Genomic DNA, 18,906 nt, shown 5'->3' with positions numbered 1-18,906 from the left:
GCCTGCAGACCAGAGGGGGGTAAAAAGGCACTATGACTCTACCTGCTCATCACGGAGAGCCATTCGTTCACCCAGGCCTTGCGGTTTTCAGCCACCTCCTTGGATGGGAAGCTCAAGGTCTCCGCCGGCTCCACTAGTTCGTCGAAAACCGGATTCAGGGGTTTCGACATCTCGCCGGCGGGGAACATCCAGTTGGTTTCCGGAATGGCGTCCTGGAAGCTCGGCCCTGTCATGAAGGAGAGAAACTTCGTCGCGAGTTCGTTATCAGCAGCTTTCGCAGTGCGCGCCGCCACCTCGACTTGCAGGTAATGCCCCTCCTCGAAGGCAGCGGCCTTGTAGCGGTCCTTGTCTTCGGCAATGCGATGATAGGCGGGCGAGGTCGTATAGGACAGCACCATCGGCACTTCGCCACTGGTGAAGAGACCGTAGGACTCGCTCCAGCCCGGTGTGACGGTCAGGACCTTGTTCTTGAGCTTCGCCCAGGCGTCGGCCGTTTCGTCGCCGAAGACCGCTTTCATCCACAGCACCAGCCCCAGCCCCGGAGTGGAGGTACGCGGGTCCTGAATGGCGATTTTGAGGTCGGAATCGTCCTCCACCAGCGCTTTCAGGCTCTTCGGCGGATTATCCAGCGCTTCGGTATCGTAGACGAAGGCAAAATAGCCGTAGTCATAAGGAACGAAGACATCGTCCTCGAAACCACCCGGTACGTTCACCCGCGCCGTGTCGATGCCATGAGGAGCGAACAGACCCGTCTTCTCCGCCTCATGGGTGAGATTGGTGTCGAGACCGAGAACAATATCTGCCTTGGTGTTCTTTCCCTCCAGCGTCACCCTGTTGAGCAGCGCCACACCATCGGCCACTGATACGAATTCAAGGTCGCAATCGCATTCAGCCTCGAACGCCTTTTCCACGACCGGGCCGGGACCCCATTCCGCGGTGAAGCTCTCATAGGTGTAAACGGTGAGCTTTTCCTGCGCTTTTGCGGGGACGACAATCGCCGCAAGCGCCAAGATTGCACCGATGATCGATCTGAACGGCATGACGCCTCCTTTCTTCATTTTCAGGGAATTGAGGCGCCAGATAACGAGCGTCTAATCCCTCCGCCGGTATGAGCCGGATCAGGTTCTGCGGGTTAGCGAATATCCTTCGCCTCTCAGCCGAAAGCATTTGCGTCCGGCACCCCGTTAGAGCCTAAAAAACATAGGGGCCGCCAGCGGAGCGCGCAAGCATGCTCACCCCGCTTCCGCTCTGCGCCTTTACCGTGGTAAGGGCGCGCCATGAGCCGATTCACAATCCTGCTTGGCGGCGATCTTGTCCGCACCCCTGAACTGGGCGTCCAGATCACCGGCACGCGGGTGATCGCGGCCGATTCCGGAATCCGCCATGCCAGGTTGCTCGGCGTGACGCCGGAATTGTGGCTCGGCGATTTCGATTCCGTCTCCGAGGAGACATTGGCCGCGCATTCCGACGTGAAGCGCGAGGTCTTTCCACTGGAGAAGGATTTCACCGATGGCGAACTGGCCATCACCGCGGCCTTGCGAGAAGGGGCGACTGCGCTGGTGCTCGCCGGCGCATTCGGCGGCGCAAGGGCGGATCATGCCTATCTGCATCTGGCGCAGGCCCTGCGACTGGAGGAAGAAGGGATACCGGTGCTGCTCACCAGCGGCGCGCAGGAAGGCCGGCCCCTGCTCGTCGGGGAACATGAATTTGACTACGCGGACGGAACGCTTTTCAGCATCCTCGGCTTCTCCGACCTTTCGGGCCTGACGGTCGAGGGCGCGAAATGGCCGCTCGATAATGTCGAGGTTGCATTCGGTTCGTCCCTCACCATCTCCAACGAGGTGCGCGGCCGGCTTCGTATCAGCCTGGCAAAGGGCCGCGCGATTCTCGTCGTCCATCGCATCCTGGAAGTGTAGCAGACATTGGCTCCGCCTCTCCTCAAGCTCGACAATATTCATCTGACCTTCGGCGGCACACCGCTCCTCGAAGGCGCGGAACTGTCCGTGTCTGCCGGCGACCGAATTGCGCTGGTCGGACGCAACGGTTCCGGCAAGTCAACCCTGCTCAAGATCGCAGCCGGCACCGTGGAGCCGCAGGAAGGCGAGGTCTTCCGCCAGCCGACCGCTACTGTCCGCTATCTTGCCCAGGCACCGGACATGGAGGGTCATGCGACCGTGCGCTCCTATGTCGAGCAGGGGCTCGGTCCGGCGGACGACATCAATCGCGTGGCGCTGGTGCTCGACCGCCTCGGGCTGACCGGCGAGGAGGAACCATCTTCGCTATCCGGCGGCGAGGCACGGCGGGCTGCGCTCGCCCGCGTTCTGGCGCCAGAACCCGACATCCTGCTCCTGGACGAGCCGACCAACCATCTTGATCTGACGACGATCGAATGGCTGGAGGAGGAGCTTTCACGAACATCTTCCGCACTCGTGCTGATCTCCCACGACCGCCGCTTCCTTGAAAAGGTCAGCCAGATGACAGTCTGGCTCGATCGCGGGCAGACACGCAGGCTCGATCGCGGCTTTGCCCATTTCGAGGACTGGCGCGACAAGGTGCTGGAGGAAGAAGAACGCGAGCAGCACAAGCTCGGCCGCCAGATCGCCCGTGAGGAAGACTGGCTGCGCTACGGTGTGACCGCGCGACGCAAGCGCAACATGCGCCGTCTGGGCGAGTTGCAGGCCATGCGCGAACGCCACCGCACGCACCGGCGTGCCGAGGGTGTTGCGATCATGGCCGCCGGAGACGCGACCGAATCCGGCAAGCTCGTCCTCGAGGCCAACGGCCTGCAGAAAAGCTATGGCGATCTGACGGTGGTGAAGGATTTTTCCACGCGCATATTACGCGGCGACCGGATCGGCCTCGTCGGGGCGAATGGTGCGGGAAAAACGACGCTTCTGAAGCTTCTGACGGGTGAATTGAAGCCCGACGCTGGCAGCGTGCGCCTTGGCACAAATCTCGATATCGCAGTGCTCGACCAGAAACGCGCCGCGCTCGATCCGAACGAAACGCTGGCGCATTTCCTCACCGACGGCCGCGGCGACAGCGTCATCGTCAATGGCGAGGAGCGCCACGTCGTCTCCTACATGAAGGATTTTCTCTTCAAGCCGGAACAGGCGCGCACGCCGGTGCGCAATCTTTCCGGCGGCGAAAGGGCGCGGCTGGTGTTGGCGCGCATCCTGGCAAGACCAACCAATCTGCTGGTCCTTGACGAGCCGACCAACGACCTCGACATGGAAACGCTCGATCTCTTGCAGGAACTGGTAGCCGGATTTCCCGGCACTGTCATTCTCGTCAGCCATGATCGCGACTTCCTCGACCGCACCGTGACCAGCACGATCGTTCCGGAAGGCGACGGCCGTTGGACGGAATATGCCGGAGGCTATTCCGACATGCTTGCCCAGCGAGGCGGCTCGCGGTTGGGGGACCGCAAAAGGAACGCGAGATCACCTGCACGGGCCGACAGGGACAGGTCGGCGGATCGGGACAGGAAAGAAGCTTCCCGGAAACTTTCCTACAAGCAGAAATTCGCACTGGAAAACCTGCCGAAAAACATCGCCTCCGTCGCGCAGGAAATTTCGGAACTGGAAGCGAAGCTGGCCGATCCGGATTTCTACACCCGCGATCCGGCCGGCTTCGCAAAGACGGCAGCGATGCTTGACGACAAGCGCGCTGAACATGGCCGCATGGAAGAGGAGTGGCTGGAACTGGAGCTGCTGCGCGAGGAGATTGAAGGTAGTTAGGATATCGTTCCGAAAAGCAGGAACTGCCCTTTCGGAATAATCCGAATCCGCATCCAAATGCCGAGGAGCGTACGCACTTCCGGTTAGAGCGTAGGCCCCTAATCAGCCTCGCTCAGGCCGGCACTCAGCTTGGCGTTCAGGGTTTCGATCTTTTCCGCCAGTTGCAGCAGCACGCCGGTCAGCGCGGCATCATTCTTGTCTGCTTTGATGAGCGCCTCGTCACGCGTCTTGCGCAGGGTGAGGATCTCGCTTTCCATGCCGCGCACGCGCTTCTGCAGTTCCGAAAGCTCATCCATCACCATGATGCCGGACATCACTGTGATGCGCTGATCGCCGATCTCGCCGAAGGTTTCCTTCAGATGGGTGACATAGCGGTCGAACCGCTGTGCGAGATCGATGAGGTGCTCCTCCTGCCCCTCGTCGCAGGCCATCCTGTACTGCTTGTTGTCGATCGTGACCGTAACCTGCGCCATGGCGTCCGCCTATCGGTCGAGGACGGCGCGGATCGTCTCCATCGCCGCCACCAATCTGCGGGAAACTTCCTTATTGGCATCCGCCAGCCGTTCGGCCCGGGCTTCGGACTTGTCCAGCTCCTGGGCAAGCCGGGCGCGGTCGGCGTTCATCCGCTGCACTTCGGCTTCAGCCTCGCCGAAATCCTGTTCCTTCTCAAGCCGCAGTTCGACTGTGTGTTCGAGCGTGTCTATGGCCTTCCCCAGGCGGCTTATGGCTTCTCTGAGTGTGGTTTCGCCGGTCATGGTTGTCGTTCCAAGCCCGCCCAGTGCCGAATCACGCGCATTACTAACGCCTTATATGGAAAAGATTAGGCAGCGTGTTAAGCCGGCGTCAACAAAGCAGTTCACCTATCCCCCGGTATCGGATACAGCGCCTTCGACAGGGCTGTTCGAATCTCTGAATGGTCCGGCTCGCTTTGTTGACTTGGCGACCTCACCTGCTATGTGTCGCCTGCCTTTCAGGGGATTGCTCCCCGGGCAAAGTCCAGCCGCCATCGACTGCGAGCGAACATGATCCCACGCGAAAAACACGACCGGATGGCGAATGCGATCCGTTTCCTGTCCATGGATGCCGTTGAAAAGGCAAATTCCGGCCATCCCGGATTGCCCATGGGGGCCGCCGACATCGCGACGGTCCTGTTCACCCGTTTCATGACGCATGATCCGAAGAGCCCGCGCTGGGCCGATCGCGACCGCTTCGTCCTGTCCGCCGGCCACGGATCGATGCTGCTTTACTCGCTGCTCTACCTGCTCGGCTATGAAGACATCACGATCGATGAGATCAAGAATTTCCGCCAGCTAGGCTCGCGCACAGCAGGGCACCCGGAATACGGCCACGCCGCCGGCATCGAGACCACCACCGGGCCACTCGGACAGGGATTGGCCAACGGAGTGGGCATGGCGCTTGCCGAGCGTATCCTGAACGCCCGTTTCGGCGACGACCTCGTCGACCACTATACCTATGTGCTGGCCGGTGACGGCTGCCTGATGGAAGGTATAAGCCAGGAAGCGCTGTCGCTCGCCGGACATCTGAAGCTCAACAAGCTGATCGTCATGTGGGACGACAACGAAATCTCCATCGACGGTCCCGTCTCTCTTGCCGATTCGACTGACCAGCTCGCGCGCTTCGCCGCTTCCGGCTGGAATACCTTGCGGGCGGATGGGCAGGACCCGGAGGCGATCGCTTCCGCCATCGAGGCCGCACGCGCGTCACACCGCCCGACCCTGATCGCATTCAAGACAACCATCGGCTTTGGCGCTCCCACCAGGGCCGGTACGGCCAAAGCCCATGGCTCGCCGCTCGGCCCGGAGGAGATCGCCGGGGCCCGCAAGGCGCTGGGCTGGGACTCGGCTCCCTTCGTCGTGCCCTCGGATATCCTCGATGACTGGCGTCTTGCCGGTCTTCGTTCGGCGCGCGAGCGCAAGGAATGGGAGAAGCGGCTCACGGCCAGCGACGCCGAGACGCGCGGTGAATTCGAACGGCGTATGCGCGGAGACCTTCCAATCAGCCTCGATGCGGCGATCGATGAATACAAGCGGCGGCTCGTCCAGGAGAAGCCGAAGGTCGCAACCCGCAAATCGTCTGAAATGGCGCTCGAGGTCATCAATGACTGCGTGCCCGAGACCATCGGCGGATCGGCGGACCTGACCGGTTCCAACAACACAAAGACCAGCCAGACCAAGCCGATAAAGGCAGGCGACTATTCCGGCCGCTATATTCACTACGGGATCCGCGAGCACGGCATGGCGGCGGTCATGAACGGAATGACGCTGCATGGCGGGGTCATTCCCTATGGCGGCACCTTCCTCACCTTCTCGGACTATGCGAGACCCGCGATGCGGTTGGCATCGCTGATGGGCATTCGCACCATCTTCGTCATGACGCATGATTCGATCGGACTGGGCGAGGATGGACCGACACATCAGCCGGTCGAGCATCTGGCTGCCCTGCGCGCTATCCCCAACCACTACGTCTTCCGGCCGGCCGATGCGGTCGAAACCGCCGAATGCTGGCAGTTGGCCCTGAACGCCACCAAGACGCCTTCGACCCTCGCCCTGACGCGGCAGAACCTGCCGGCCGTGCGCCTCGAGCACGAGGAAGAGAATTTGTGTGCGCGCGGCGCCTATGAGCTGGCTCCGGCAAGCGACGAGGCGGAAGTGTCGATCTTCGCCACCGGTTCCGAAGTCGAGATCGCTCTTGCCGCCCGGAAACTGCTGGAAGACAGCGGCCGGCCGGCACGCGTGGTCTCCGTGCCCTGTTTCGAACTCTTCCACGAGCAGGATGAGGACTATCGCGCCGCGATCATCGGTACCGCGCCGGTGAAAGTGGCCGTCGAAGCAGGCATCCGCCAGGGTTGGGACGAGATTATCGGCAATGATGGTCTTTTCGTCGGCATGACCGGGTTCGGTGCCAGTGCGCCTGCCGAAAAGCTTTTCGAGCATTTCGGCATCACGGCCGAGGCGGTCGTAAAAGCCGTGCAGGCGAGGCTGCCAAAAGCTGCCTGACAGGCCGGACTCTCCTCTGGATCAGCAATTGGCGAGCGCAAAGTCTGGATTCTTTGCGTCGCACTCGGTATGAAGCGACCGTCCCAAGATGATAGAGCGCCGCGTGCGTGCGCCTCCGGTTCCCCAAGGAGAAGTTCATGACAGTAAAGGTCGCTATCAACGGATTTGGCCGCATCGGCCGCAACATTGTTCGCGCCATCTACGAATCCGGCCGCACCGATATCGACGTGGTCGCGATTAACGATCTCGGTCCGGTCGAAACCAATGCCCATCTCTTGCGCTACGACAGCGTCCATGGCCGCTTCCCGAGCGAGGTGAAGGTCGAGGGCGATACCATTCAGGTCGGCAAGGACAGCTTCAAGGTCCTGGCCGAACGTGATCCGTCGAAGCTTCCATGGGGCGATCTCGGCGTCGACATTGTGCTGGAATGCACCGGCATCTTCACCTCCAAGGAAAAGGCGTCCACGCATCTTCAGGCAGGCGCCAAGCGCGTCATTGTCTCCGCGCCGGCGGATGGCGCCGATCTCACCGTCGTGTACGGCGTCAACCACGATAAGCTCACCAGGGACCACGTGGTCATCTCCAACGCCTCCTGCACTACCAACTGCCTGGCCCCGGTCGCCAAGGTTCTGCATGACGCCTTCGGCATCGAGAAGGGCTTCATGACGACGATTCATGCCTATACGGGCGACCAGCCGACGCTTGATACCATGCACAAGGATCTCTATCGCGCCCGTGCGGCGGCGATGTCGATGATCCCGACTTCCACGGGCGCGGCGAAGGCTGTCGGCCTCGTGCTGCCTGAGCTCAAGGGCAAGCTCGACGGCGTGTCGATCCGTGTGCCGACGCCGAATGTCTCCGTCATCGACTTCAAGTTCGTGCCGAAAAGGAAAGTCACGGTCGAGGAGGTCAATGAGGCACTGGTCAAGGCGGCCGACGGCGAACTGAAGGGCATCCTCGCCTATACGCGGGAGCCCCTGGTCTCGATCGACATGAACCATAATCCGGCCTCCTCCACCTTCGCGCTCGACCAGACCAAGGTCATCGAGGGCGACCTCGTGCGCGTCATGTCATGGTACGATAATGAATGGGGCTTCTCCAACCGCATGGCGGACACGGCTGTCGCTCTGGGCAAGACGATCGGTTGACCTGGTTCTCAGGCCACCTGCGAAAGCCGCCCGGTCTTCTCGGCCGGGCGTTTTGCGTTCGGGTATTCCTTGTTTCGTCATCCGATATGAATAAATGTGCGTGTAATCAGATGCACGTCGATCCGGCGGACGGCGTGTATACGCCTGTCTGAGAGGTCTTCGCGTTGCCGCAGTCCAACTGATGGGCGGCCGAAGGAAAGAGAGGGGAATGGAGCAAGGCATCTATCTCGTAACGCTGGTGGTGACCGCGCTGATACTCGCAGCAGCGTTTTCGAGCCTGATCGCCTATCGCTTCGGCGCCCCTCTGCTCCTCATCTTTCTGGGGATAGGGTTGGTTGCAGGCACTGACGGGCTCGGTCTTGATTTCGACAATGCCCACCTCGCCTATTTCATCGGTTCGCTGGCACTCGCGATCATTCTTTTCGATTCCGGTTTTGGCACATCGCTCGCTTCCTTCCGCCAGGCCGCACTGCCTGCCCTGTCGCTCGCCACGCTGGGCGTCGTATTGACTGCTGGCCTGCTGGGTTTGGCAATTCATTTCCTGACCGATTTCACCTGGCTCGAATCCTTTCTTCTCGGGTCCACGGTGGCCTCGACGGATGCCGCGGCGGTATTTTTCCTGCTGCGCGCGGGCAATATCGCCGTTCGTGAACGCGTCCGCACGACGCTCGAGATCGAATCTGGCTCCAACGACCCCATCGCCATATTCCTCACGCTGTCGCTGGTCGGCGTGATAGCTGCGGGCGGACAGGTCGAAACGGCGGAACTTACTGGCGAAATCGTGCTCGGTTTCCTGAAGCAGATGGGTTTTGGCGCAGCCGCTGGCCTCGCCGGCGGTTATGTCATCGCCCGTCTCGTGGAATGGCTGAAACTTGATCAGGGCCTGTTGCCGATCTTCGTGCTGACGCTCTCGCTCCTCCTGTTCGCAGCGGCCGGGACAATAGGCGGATCCGGCTTCCTCGCCGTCTATGTGGCAGGTCTCGTGGCGGGCAATTCCGGGATGCGCTCGACCGCCAGCCTGAAGCGTTTCCTGGACGGCACGACCTGGCTGGCGCAGATCGTCATGTTTCTGGTGCTGGGCCTGTTTGCCACGCCTTCGCAATTCTTGCAGATCCTGCTGCCGGCCCTTGCCATCGGTCTGATCCTGATTTTCCTCGCTCGGCCCATCGCGGTTGCCGTCTGTCTGCTCCCGTTCCGTTTCCCGCGCGCTGAAACAGCGTTCATCTCGTGGGTGGGACTGCGCGGGGCGGTCTCCATCTTGCTCGCGATCACGCCCCTTATCGGGGGATTGGAGAACGGCCGCGCGATTTTCAACTTCGCCTTTATTACCGTGCTGACCTCCCTGGTTGTCCAGGGCTGGACCGTCGGACCGCTGGCGCGCCGCCTGGGTCTGGTCCTGCCGCCGCGCATAGGGCCTCTGGAGAAGTTCGAACTCGAACTTCCGGGATCGGCACATCATGAGCTTCTTGCCTACAGGGTGGTGGCCGGCAGTCCGGTGGAGCGCGGGCAACGCATCCCGCGCTGGGCTCGGCCTTCTCTCGTCGTGCGGGACGGCCGCTCGATGGGATATCAATATGCCGGCAGGCTCGTTGCAGGCGATCTGGTCTATATCTTTGTGCCCGATCGCTATCCGCGCCTGCTCGACCGGCTGTTTGCCAGCCGCGCGGAAGTCGATCCAGAGGATGCGGATTTCTTCGGTGCCTTCGCAGTCGAGCCGGACAGGCCCGCGACGGATATCGAGGCGGCCTATGCGCCCGGTTTGTCCGAAAGGGAACTGGGTCTCACGATCGCGGAACTGATCGGCGAGCGATTGGGAGGTCACGCGGGCTATGGCGATCGCGTGGCTCTCGGCCCGATTGAGCTGATTGTTCGCGATGTGGACGACGACGGCAATATCACGGCCGTTGGCCTGTCGCTCGAACCCATGATGTCACCGCGTCGGGTACCGGTTTTTCTCAGTGCCGGCGAGATCCTCGATCGGGTGCGCGATTTCGTCGCAAGCAGGAGAAACCGGCGATCCGGTACACAGCCTCCGGCCGCCGTAGCCGATGAAGCTCCTATGACCAAGCAGGACCATTAGTCGCTGCCGCGTGCCTTGTCTCCGCCCAGTTCGGCGGTATCTTCGCAGGCCTTGGATGACAGGGGAGACGATGGATGAGCGGGTTCAGGACACTTGACGATCTGGCGGCGGTAGCAGGCAAGCGCGTTCTGGTGCGTGTCGATCTCAACGTTCCCATGAAGAACGGAAAAGTCACCGATGCTACTCGCATCGAACGCATCGTACCGACGATCCGGGAGCTTTCCGACAAGGGCGCAAAGGTGATCCTGCTCGCTCATTTCGGCCGCCCGAAAGGCAAGCCGTCGGAAGAATTCTCCCTTGCGCCGGTTGCAGATGCCACCAGTGCGGTTGTTGGCAAGGAGGTCCGTTTCGCGGCTGACTGCATTGGAGACGCCGCCTCGAAGGCGATCGCCGCCATGTCGGACGGCAAGGTGCTTTTACTTGAAAATACCCGCTTCCATGCCGGCGAAGAGGCAAACGATCCGGAATTCACCCGTGCCCTGGCAGCCAATGGCGACATCTATGTAAACGATGCCTTTTCCGCCGCTCACCGCGCCCATGCCTCGACCGAGGGCCTGGCCCATCTGCTGCCGGCCTATGCTGGGCGCAGCATGCAGGCGGAACTGGAGGCGCTGGAAAAAGGACTCGGCAATCCGGTTCGACCAGTGCTGGCCATTGTTGGCGGCGCGAAGGTATCGACGAAGATCGATCTCCTGATGAACCTGGTGAAGAAAGTGGATGCGCTTGTGATCGGCGGCGGCATGGCCAACACCTTCCTTGCCGCGCGGGGCACTGCGGTCGGAAAATCGCTTGCCGAACACGATCTGGCGGACACAGCCAAGCAGATCATGATCGAGGCCGCCTCGAGCGGCTGCGCGATTGTCCTGCCTTCCGACTCGGTCGTGGCGCGCGAGTTCAAGTCGGGGGCCGACAATGAGACAGTCTCCGTCGACAGCGTGCCGGCCAACGCGATGATCCTCGATGTCGGCCCGGACACGGTGAAGACCGTCATCGAATGGATCGACCGCGCGAAAACCCTGGTCTGGAACGGACCGCTGGGAGCATTCGAGATCGAACCCTTCGACGACGCCACCGTGTCGGCCGCTCGCCATGCGGCCCGACGCACGCGCGAAAGCGCGCTGGTCTCGGTCGCCGGCGGCGGAGACACGGTCGCGGCCCTCAACCATGCGGGTGTGGCTGACGACTTCACTTATGTGTCAACGGCGGGCGGGGCATTTCTCGAATGGATGGAGGGAAAGCCGCTGCCCGGCGTGGACGCTCTCGCAAAATAGGCGAAAAAGCTTTCCTTTCAATCGATTAGCGATTGGAAGGGTGCATTCCGTTTTGCCCGATCATCTGCTATTCGCGGGCGGTGTAACCCGTAGGTCAGGAGTATATGATGAGCGAACGGCTTGAAGACATCGCAGCCGCCATGGTTGCAGACGGCAGGGGAATTCTGGCTGCCGACGAAAGCTCCGGCACAATCAAGAAGCGTTTCGACGCCATAGGCGTGCCCTCAACGGAGGAAACACGGCGGGATTATCGTGAGCTCTTGTTCCGCTCAACGGAGGCCATGAAGAACTACATTTCCGGCGTCATTCTCTTCGATGAGACGATCCGCCAGAAGGCCGCCGACGGCACCCCGCTCGTCGATCTGATCAAGGCCACCGGCGCCATCCCCGGCATCAAGGTCGACAAGGGCGCCAAGCCGCTGGCCGGCTTCCCGGGCGACACGATCACGGAAGGGCTGGACGGTTTGCGCGAGAGGCTTGAGGAATATTACAAGCTCGGCGCACGCTTCGCCAAATGGCGCGCGGTGATCGACATCGACGTCGCCAAAGGTGTCCCCTCGGCTACCGCGATCGGCTCCAATGTCCATGCGCTGGCGCGCTATGCCGCGCTTTGCCAGGAGGCCGGCATCGTGCCGATCGTCGAGCCGGAAGTGCTGATGGACGGCTCGCATGACATCGCAACCTGCTACGAGGTCACCAAGGCAACGCTCCTCAAGCTCTACGGGGAGCTGTATGCCGCGCGGGTGAAGCTCGAAGGCACCGTCCTGAAGCCGAACATGGTGATCGCCGGCAAGAAATCGGGCAAGGCGAACAGCCCCGAGGAGGTCGCCGAGTGGACGATCAAGCTGTTCCGGGAAGTCGTACCCGCGGCTGTACCCGGCATCGCCTTCCTGTCGGGTGGTCAGTCGGACGAGGAGGCGACAGCCAACCTCAATGCGATCAATGCCATCGGCCCGCATCCGTGGAAGCTGACCTTCTCCTATGGCCGCGCCCTGCAGGCCGCGCCGCAAAAAGCCTGGTCGGGCAAGGCCGAAAACGTTGCCGCCGCCCAAGCCGCCTTCTCGCATCGTGCGCGCATGAATGGCTTGGCGGCCAAAGGCCAGTGGAAGAACGAGCTCGAGGCGGCATAGGCAAGGCCGAACGGCCATTCCAACCACGGCAGCGGCATTCGGAAGGGTGTCGCTGGAGTTTTTGCTGTCGCATTGAATTGGCTCGCCGAGGCCTATTTTTTTGATCCGGTAAGCTACTTACATTCTTACCCGTGCAGGGGTTTTCAGGAGTTTGCGATGATTGAAAAGAGAGATTTCTATATCGACGAACGCTGGGTGAAACCTGCCACGCCAAGTGATTGTGAGGTGATAGACCCCTCCACCGAAGAGCCTTGCGCCGTCATCTCCCTTGGCGGCCAGACCGACACGGACAAGGCCGTGACGGCGGCCAAACGGGCCTTCGAGGAATGGTCCCGTACCGAACCGTCCTACCGTCTCGCCTTTGTCGAGAAGATCCTCGAAGTCTACAAGTCGCGCGCCGAGGACATGGCGCAGGCGATCAGCATGGAAATGGGCGCGCCGATCGACATGGCGCGCCAGAGCCAGGTCGGGGCCGGTACCTGGCACATATCGAACTTCATAACCGCCTTCAAATCATTCGAGTTCCTCCGGCCACTCGGAGATCATGCGCCGAACGACCGGATCGCCATGGAGCCGATCGGGGTCGTCGGATTGATCACGCCGTGGAACTGGCCCATGAACCAGGTGACGCTGAAGGTCATTCCCGCTCTGCTTGCGGGCTGCACCATGGTTCTGAAGCCGTCGGAAATTGCTCCGCTCTCTTCCATGGTCTTTGCTGAGATTGTTGATGCCGCGGGCGTGCCGCCCGGTGTCTTCAATCTCGTAAACGGGGATGGTGCCGGCGTTGGCACGCAGCTTTCATCGCATCCCGACGTGGAGATGATCAGCTTCACCGGTTCCACCCGCGCAGGCATCGCCATATCGAAAACGGCCGCCGATAGCCTGAAGCGGGTCTCTCTCGAACTGGGCGGCAAGGGCGCCAACATCATCTTTGCCGATGCGGACGAGAAGGCGGTCAAGCGCGGCACGGTGCATTGCTTCAACAATTCCGGCCAGAGCTGCAATGCGCCCACGCGCATGCTGGTGGAGCGCCCGATCTACGACAAGGCGGTCGAGATCGCGCGCGAGGTGGCCGAAGCGACCGAGGTGAAATCGGCCCACGAGGCCGGCAGGCATATCGGGCCCCTCTCTTCCGCGGCCCAGTTCGAGAAGGTCCAGCGTCTGATCCAGAAGGGGATCGATGAAGGCGCTCGCCTCGTTGCCGGCGGCCCGGGCCGGCCAGCCGGATTGAATCGCGGCTTCTTTGCGCGACCGACCGTCTTTGCCGATGTGACCAATGACATGACCATCGCGCGCGAAGAGATCTTCGGCCCGGTGCTCTCGATCATTCCGTTCGAGACCGAGGAAGAAGCGATACAGATCGCCAATGACACGCCTTACGGCCTAACCAATTATGTCCAGAGCGAGGATGGCCAGAAGCGCAACAGGGTGGCACGACGTCTGCGCTCCGGCATGGTGGAGATGAACGGTCAGCCGCGCGGGGCTGGCTCCCCCTTCGGGGGCGTCAAGGCCTCCGGCCGCGCACGCGAAGGCGGCGTCTGGGGTATCGAGGAATTCCTTGAAGTGAAAGCCATTTCCGGCTGGGCCGCGGAATAGACAGCGGCTGGACCAGTCAAGGATGCGCGGGCCGGTTAGAGTATCCGTTTTGGTCAAGGAAAGGATACTCTAGCTGCCGGCCTGCTCATTCTCCCTGAAGAGATTGGCATAGGTGTCGCGCAGCACGTTCTTCTGAACCTTGCCCATCGTGTTGCGCGGCAGCTCATCGACAAAAATGACACGCTTGGGCTGCTTGTAGCGGGCAAGCCGATCGGCCAACGAGGCGACAACCGTCTTCTCATCTATGCCGGAACCCGGCTCCCTGACCACGACCGCGGTTACGCCCTCGCCGAAATCGGGATGCGGCACGCCGATCACGGCGCTTTCGACCACGCCGGGCAGCTGATCTATCTCGACCTCCACTTCCTTGGGATAGATGTTGTAGCCGCCCGAAATAACCAGGTCCTTGCCGCGACCGACGATCGAAACATAGCCGCGGTCGTCGATCTTGCCGAGATCGCCGGTGATGAAGAAGCCGTCCTGGCGGAACTCGGCCCTGGTCTTTTCCGGCATGCGCCAATAGCCCTTGAAGACATTCGGCCCCCTCACCTCGATCATTCCGGTCTCGCCTGTAGGCAGAGGCGAACCTGTTTCAGGATCGACCACGCGCAACTCCACATCCGGAAGCGGGAAGCCGACCGTGCCGGCGATCCTCTCGCCTTCGTAAGGGTTCGACGTATTCATGTTTGTCTCGGTCATGCCGTAACGTTCCAGGATGGCGTGACCGGTGCGCTCGTGGAAGCTCCGATGCGTATCGGCCAGGAGTGGCGCCGAGCCTGACACGAAAAGCCGCATGCCTGCCGCGATTTCGCGGTTGAGGCCGGGATGCAGCAGGAGCCGCACATAGAAAGTTGGCACGCCCATCATGGTGGTCGCGCGCGGCATCAGTTCGAGAATCCTGTCGGCATCGAATTTCGGCAGGAAAAGCATGGATGCTCCCGCCATCAGGACCGTGTTCGTCGCGACAAAAAGGCCATGCGTGTGGAAGATGGGCAGAGCGTGGATCAGCCGATCCTCGGCAGTGAAACGCCAGTAGTCCTTGAGCGTCAGGGCGTTGGACAGCAGATTGTCATGCGTCAGCATGGCGCCCTTGGAACGGCCGGTCGTGCCCGATGTATAGAGGATCGCCGCAAGATCATCGGCACCGCGTACAATATCGGTGAACTCGCTCTTCGATCCTGTGGCTTTCTCCATCAGGGAGCCGTCGCCCGCTTCGCCGAGCGTCTCGACAAGAGCCCCATGTTTCCCCGCAACCGTCCGGATGCCGTCGGCTATCGAGGGCTTTGCAACCACAATTCGGGGCTCGGCATCGCCGATGAAATAGTCGAGCTCGGCAAGCGTATAGGCAGTGTTCAGCGGCAGATAGACGGCGCCTGCGCGCAAGCATGCAATATATAGGATCAGCGCCTCGACGCTTTTTTCCACCTGCACGGCTACACGGTCGCCGGGGGTGACACCGAGCGCCGCCAGCGCATTGGCGAAGCGGCCGGAGAATTCCAGCATTTCGCCATAGGTCCAGATCCGCCCTTCCATGGTTTCGATGAAGACGGCTTCTTCCGACGCGATCGCTCCGCGGATCGCATCGAACATGTGATTGGTCATGAAGTCAGCTCCTGATCGGCATCTTTTCGTTTTGCCGGCGGCAACGCTCTGGGGGCGGGGCGTTCGTTGCGCAGCAGCCGCTTGACGGCAGGGGCCGAAACCACTTCTCCATGTTCAACAAAGGCCTCATGATTGGCCTCGATGTCACCGAGCCGGTAGAGATAATTGACCATCATGCCGTGGGACTGACGCATGGCACGCGGCGAACGGTCGGCCAGAAAGTTGATTCTTTCCAGCCGGGCCCCGTTGCCGAGATGGAAACGGGCCACGGGATCCACGGGCAAGCCGCGCCGGTTGCGGGCTCTCAGCAGATAATGGGCCGTAGCCGGCAACAGAAAAGCCTCCAGCGTTGCTCTCGCCTCGGGATCATCCGGCCAACCTGGTTCATCGAGCAGCGCCAGCGCCTCCTGATCACGCACGGCAGGAGCCGGGGCGTCGGTTTCCCTTTCGGCGGCAAGCCAGGCGGCGAAGCCCGGCAGGGGCGACAAGGTGGCGAAGTTTTCAAGCCTGGGCAGTTCCCGGCGCAGTTCCTCGACAACCTGCTTGATGAGGAAATTGCCGAAGGAAATGCCGCGCAGGCCCTTCTGGCAATTGGAGATTGAATAGAAGACTGCGGTGGTCGCTTCGGCAGGGCGGATCGGCGTCCGGTCTCCGTCGAGCAGCTCGGCGATGGAACTGGATATTGATTTGGTCAGGGCAACTTCAACAAAGATCAGCGGCTCGTCCACAAGTTGCGGATGGAAAAAGGCGAAGCAGCGGCGATCCTCCGGGTCTAGCCGCCGGCGCAATTCATCCCAGTCGTGGATTTCGTGCACAGCCTCGTAGCGAATGATCTTTTCCAGGATATTGGCCGGCGTGGACCAGTCTATCGGCGTCAGCATAAGAAAGCCTCTGTTGAACCACGAGCCGAAAAGATGGGCGAAATCGGCGTCCACGGCTTCGAGATCGGGCTGTTCCGCTTTCAGGTCGAGCAGCGTTTCGCGCATACGCACCAGCGTCGCGATACCGTTCGGAGCGAGGTTGAGCCGGCGGATCAATTCCTGTCGCCGTGGTTCGGCGGCGTCGTGAAGTTCGCGCAATGTCTGGGGCGTCCGTTCAGCCCGGTAAGCCTCTATAGCCTTTTCGAGACGTTCGGAATCGGGGCCGAATTTTTCCAGGAGCATGACCATGAAAGCACGCCGTTCGTCGTCACTCGAGCGTTCCCAGCGCTGCAATATGTCCCCTGCCAGCGCCATCCCCGACGCCTCTCCGCGCCGCGAGAGCAGGTTCTCGCAGGCCTTTTCCAGGTCCTTTCGATTGTGCGGCTGCAGCGGCTGCCAGCCGGAAAAGGACAGAAGCCTCCTCCCGCGATCGGCTATCGCCTGCAGCATATCACCGAAGATCGATGACGTGTTCATAGGGCTGCTCCCAGCATCTGGTTCGGTAGCCATGTGGCTATACCGGGAAAGATGCACAAGATGACGATAGCCAGGAGCATTACCAGAACATAGGGCAAGGCACCCCAAAGGATTTCCTTTGTCGGGATATTCGGCGCGATGGCGTTGATGACGAAAAGGTTGAGCCCGATCGGCGGCGAGATCAGCCCGATTTCCATATTGATGGTCAGCACGATGGCAAACCAATACGGGTCGAAGCCGGCCTGGGTGACGATCGGAAAGAGCAGCGGCGCCGACATGACGATGATGGCAACCGGCGGCAGGAACATGCCGGCAACAAGCAAAAACAGGTTGATCACGGCCATCAGCACCCAGCGGTTCACCTCCATTCCGGCAATGGCGGCGGCGATCGTTTGGGTGATGAACAAAGATGAAAGCGCAAAGGCGAAGAGTTCTGCCGCTGCCAGGATCATCATGATCATCACGCTCTCGCGCATGGCGGTCGTGAATATGGTTGAAACCGGCCGAAACTTGAAAAGACGATAGATGACGATGATCACCGCCAAGGTCAGGAAGGCACCGGCGCCGGCGGCTTCCGAGGGCGTGGCGATGCCGCCGTAAAGTACGTAAAGCGTACCGGCGATGATGATCAGGAAGGGCAGCACCCGCGGCAGGTTCGAGAATTTTTCAACGAGGCTGTAGCGTATGGCCTGTGCGGCGAAGTCATAGCCTTTGCGCTTGCAGTCAATCAGCGCCCAGGCCATGAACATGGCCGTCAACATCAGGCCCGGAATGACACCGGCCATGAAGAGCCGGCCTATCGAGGTCTCCGTCGAGATGCCATAGACGATCAGTGTCACCGAGGGCGGAATCAGTATGCCGAGCGTGCCGCCCGCCGCGATCGACCCTGCAGCGACCGACGATGGATAGCCGCGGCTCGTCATTTCGGGGATGCCCATCTTTCCAATCGCGGCGGCGGTGGCCGGTGAGGAGCCGGTCATGCCGGCGAAAATGGCGCAGGCGCCGATGTTGGACAATACGAGCCCGCCGGGAACGCGGTTAAGCCAGCGATCGAGCGCCTGGTAGAGGTCACCTCCGGCAGGCGATGACGCGACGGCTGCCCCCATCAGCACGAACATCGGAATCGACACGAAGGCGAGATTGGCAATGCCGGCATACATGGTTTCGGACAGAACATAGAGCATACCGAAACCGCCTTGCAGGAGCAGAGCGGTGACGGCGGCCAGGCCGAGCGCGAAGGCGATCGGCATGCCGGTGCCGAGAAGGACGAAAAGACCTGCAATGAGAAGGAGGCCGGCAACGGTCGGGCTCATGAGGGGATTCCTTTGCCGGGTTCGGCGGTTTCCTTGAAGGCGGATATCTCGGCTTCCGGTTCCAGCGCAGCGGCATTTGCATCGATATGAAGGCGGAGAATCTCGGCGACGTATTGCAGGCATAGCAATGCGAAGCCTGCCGGTACGGCCGAGTAGGGAATCCACAATGGCGGACCCCACACAGACGACGTCGTCCAGTTATTCACCCAGGCTTCGTGGAAATTGATCCAGCTCGCTACCAGCATGATGACGCAGAAGACGAAGCCGAGCCAGCATCCGGCAAGGCGCAGCCTGCGGCGCGTGGCCTCGCCAACCAGATGTTCGATGACGTCGACGCCAATATGCCCCTTCTTCAGGAGCACGTAGGGTGCGCCTAGAAAGATGGAGGTCGTTGCTGCAAAGACGACGAAATCGGTCTGCCAGATCGTCGCCTGCCGTAAGATATAGCGTACGAAGATCATCTCGCAGATCACCAGCATGGCCAGTGCGAGAAGAAAGGTCGCTATGATGGCGAGCGCCCGCGAGAGATTGCTCACGGAGCGGATATAAGTTTCTATCATTGTCACATCCGGAGCCGGGTGGGCGGCCCGCGGAACGAGCCACCAGAAAGGA

15 protein-coding genes and 1 riboswitch are annotated in these 18,906 nt (G+C 61.2%); of the genes, 8 read left to right on the top strand and 7 right to left on the bottom strand.

The genetic code is table 11. The features are described from left to right. Positions 1-38 precede the first annotated feature (38 nt). Positions 39-1,040 carry a thiamine ABC transporter substrate binding subunit gene (gene thiB / locus L598_RS06465; RefSeq protein WP_144861150.1) on the bottom strand — a complete coding sequence of 334 codons (1,002 nt, stop codon included), beginning with the start codon at positions 1,038-1,040 and terminating at the stop codon, positions 39-41. Positions 1,041-1,078: 38 nt separating this feature from the next. Further along, positions 1,079-1,194: riboswitch (TPP riboswitch) on the bottom strand. Positions 1,195-1,277: 83 nt separating this feature from the next. On the opposite strand from thiB, the gene L598_RS06460 reads away from it, so the two are divergent. Beyond that, positions 1,278-1,916 carry a thiamine diphosphokinase gene (locus L598_RS06460; protein WP_144861149.1) on the top strand — a complete coding sequence of 213 codons (639 nt, stop codon included), beginning with the start codon at positions 1,278-1,280 and terminating at the stop codon, positions 1,914-1,916. 6 nt (positions 1,917-1,922) lie between these two features. Beyond that, complete coding sequence (locus tag L598_RS06455; RefSeq protein ID WP_144861148.1) at positions 1,923-3,740, top strand: ABC-F family ATP-binding cassette domain-containing protein; 1,818 nt, start codon at positions 1,923-1,925, stop codon at positions 3,738-3,740. 98 nt (positions 3,741-3,838) lie between these two features. Here the strand turns inward: L598_RS06455 and L598_RS06450 are convergent, their stop codons facing one another. Together L598_RS06450 and L598_RS06445 are read right to left on the bottom strand one after the other, a co-directional pair. Beyond that, positions 3,839-4,213 (bottom strand): cell division protein ZapA, encoded by a 375-nt coding sequence (locus tag L598_RS06450; protein ID WP_144861147.1) that lies wholly within the window; start codon positions 4,211-4,213, stop codon positions 3,839-3,841. A gap of 9 nt (positions 4,214-4,222) precedes the next feature. Continuing rightward, positions 4,223-4,495, bottom strand: a complete 273-nt coding sequence (locus tag L598_RS06445; RefSeq protein ID WP_144861146.1) for a DUF4164 domain-containing protein — start codon at positions 4,493-4,495, stop codon at positions 4,223-4,225. Positions 4,496-4,762: 267 nt separating this feature from the next. On the opposite strand from L598_RS06445, the gene tkt reads away from it, so the two are divergent. From tkt to L598_RS06415, 6 genes are all read left to right on the top strand, one after another. Beyond that, positions 4,763-6,757, top strand: a complete 1,995-nt coding sequence (gene tkt / locus L598_RS06440; RefSeq protein ID WP_144861145.1) for a transketolase — start codon at positions 4,763-4,765, stop codon at positions 6,755-6,757. A gap of 137 nt (positions 6,758-6,894) precedes the next feature. After that, entirely contained in the window at positions 6,895-7,905 is a 1,011-nt protein-coding gene (gene gap, locus L598_RS06435) for a type I glyceraldehyde-3-phosphate dehydrogenase (RefSeq protein WP_144861144.1), read from the top strand. A 208-nt stretch (positions 7,906-8,113) separates the two neighbouring features. Further along, complete coding sequence (locus L598_RS06430) at positions 8,114-9,985, top strand: potassium/proton antiporter (protein ID WP_144861143.1); 1,872 nt, start codon at positions 8,114-8,116, stop codon at positions 9,983-9,985. Between the two features lie 74 nt (positions 9,986-10,059). After that, complete coding sequence (locus L598_RS06425) at positions 10,060-11,256, top strand: phosphoglycerate kinase (RefSeq protein ID WP_144861142.1); 1,197 nt, start codon at positions 10,060-10,062, stop codon at positions 11,254-11,256. A 107-nt stretch (positions 11,257-11,363) separates the two neighbouring features. Further along, positions 11,364-12,386: a class I fructose-bisphosphate aldolase gene (locus L598_RS06420; RefSeq protein WP_144861141.1), complete on the top strand. Its 1,023-nt coding sequence runs from the start codon at positions 11,364-11,366 to the stop codon at positions 12,384-12,386. A 156-nt stretch (positions 12,387-12,542) separates the two neighbouring features. After that, complete coding sequence (locus L598_RS06415; protein ID WP_144861140.1) at positions 12,543-13,982, top strand: aldehyde dehydrogenase family protein; 1,440 nt, start codon at positions 12,543-12,545, stop codon at positions 13,980-13,982. Between the two features lie 69 nt (positions 13,983-14,051). Here L598_RS06415 and L598_RS06410 read toward each other — a convergent pair whose 3' ends face one another. From L598_RS06410 to L598_RS06395, 4 genes are read right to left on the bottom strand one after another with little or no spacing between them, the layout of a single operon-like run. After that, positions 14,052-15,584: a malonyl-CoA synthase gene (locus L598_RS06410; RefSeq protein WP_144861139.1), complete on the bottom strand. Its 1,533-nt coding sequence runs from the start codon at positions 15,582-15,584 to the stop codon at positions 14,052-14,054. Beyond that, positions 15,581-16,981 carry a malonyl-CoA decarboxylase gene (locus L598_RS06405; protein WP_144861138.1) on the bottom strand — a complete coding sequence of 467 codons (1,401 nt, stop codon included), beginning with the start codon at positions 16,979-16,981 and terminating at the stop codon, positions 15,581-15,583. Before L598_RS06405 ends, L598_RS06410 begins: the two co-directional genes overlap by 4 nt. Continuing rightward, on the bottom strand, positions 16,978-18,294 hold the full coding sequence (locus L598_RS06400; protein ID WP_144861137.1) for a TRAP transporter large permease: 1,317 nt from the start codon (positions 18,292-18,294) through the stop codon (positions 16,978-16,980). The genes L598_RS06405 and L598_RS06400 overlap by 4 nt, the downstream gene beginning before the upstream one ends. Further along, entirely contained in the window at positions 18,291-18,854 is a 564-nt protein-coding gene (locus tag L598_RS06395) for a TRAP transporter small permease (protein WP_144861136.1), read from the bottom strand. The genes L598_RS06400 and L598_RS06395 overlap by 4 nt, the downstream gene beginning before the upstream one ends. Positions 18,855-18,906 lie beyond the last annotated feature (52 nt).

Origin of the sequence: Mesorhizobium sp. J18, from assembly GCF_007829525.1 — a bacterium.
GTDB lineage: Bacteria > Pseudomonadota > Alphaproteobacteria > Rhizobiales > Rhizobiaceae > VLJP01.
The sequence above is the reverse complement of the archived record's forward strand: the minus strand, read 5'-3'. Positions and strand labels throughout refer to the sequence as shown.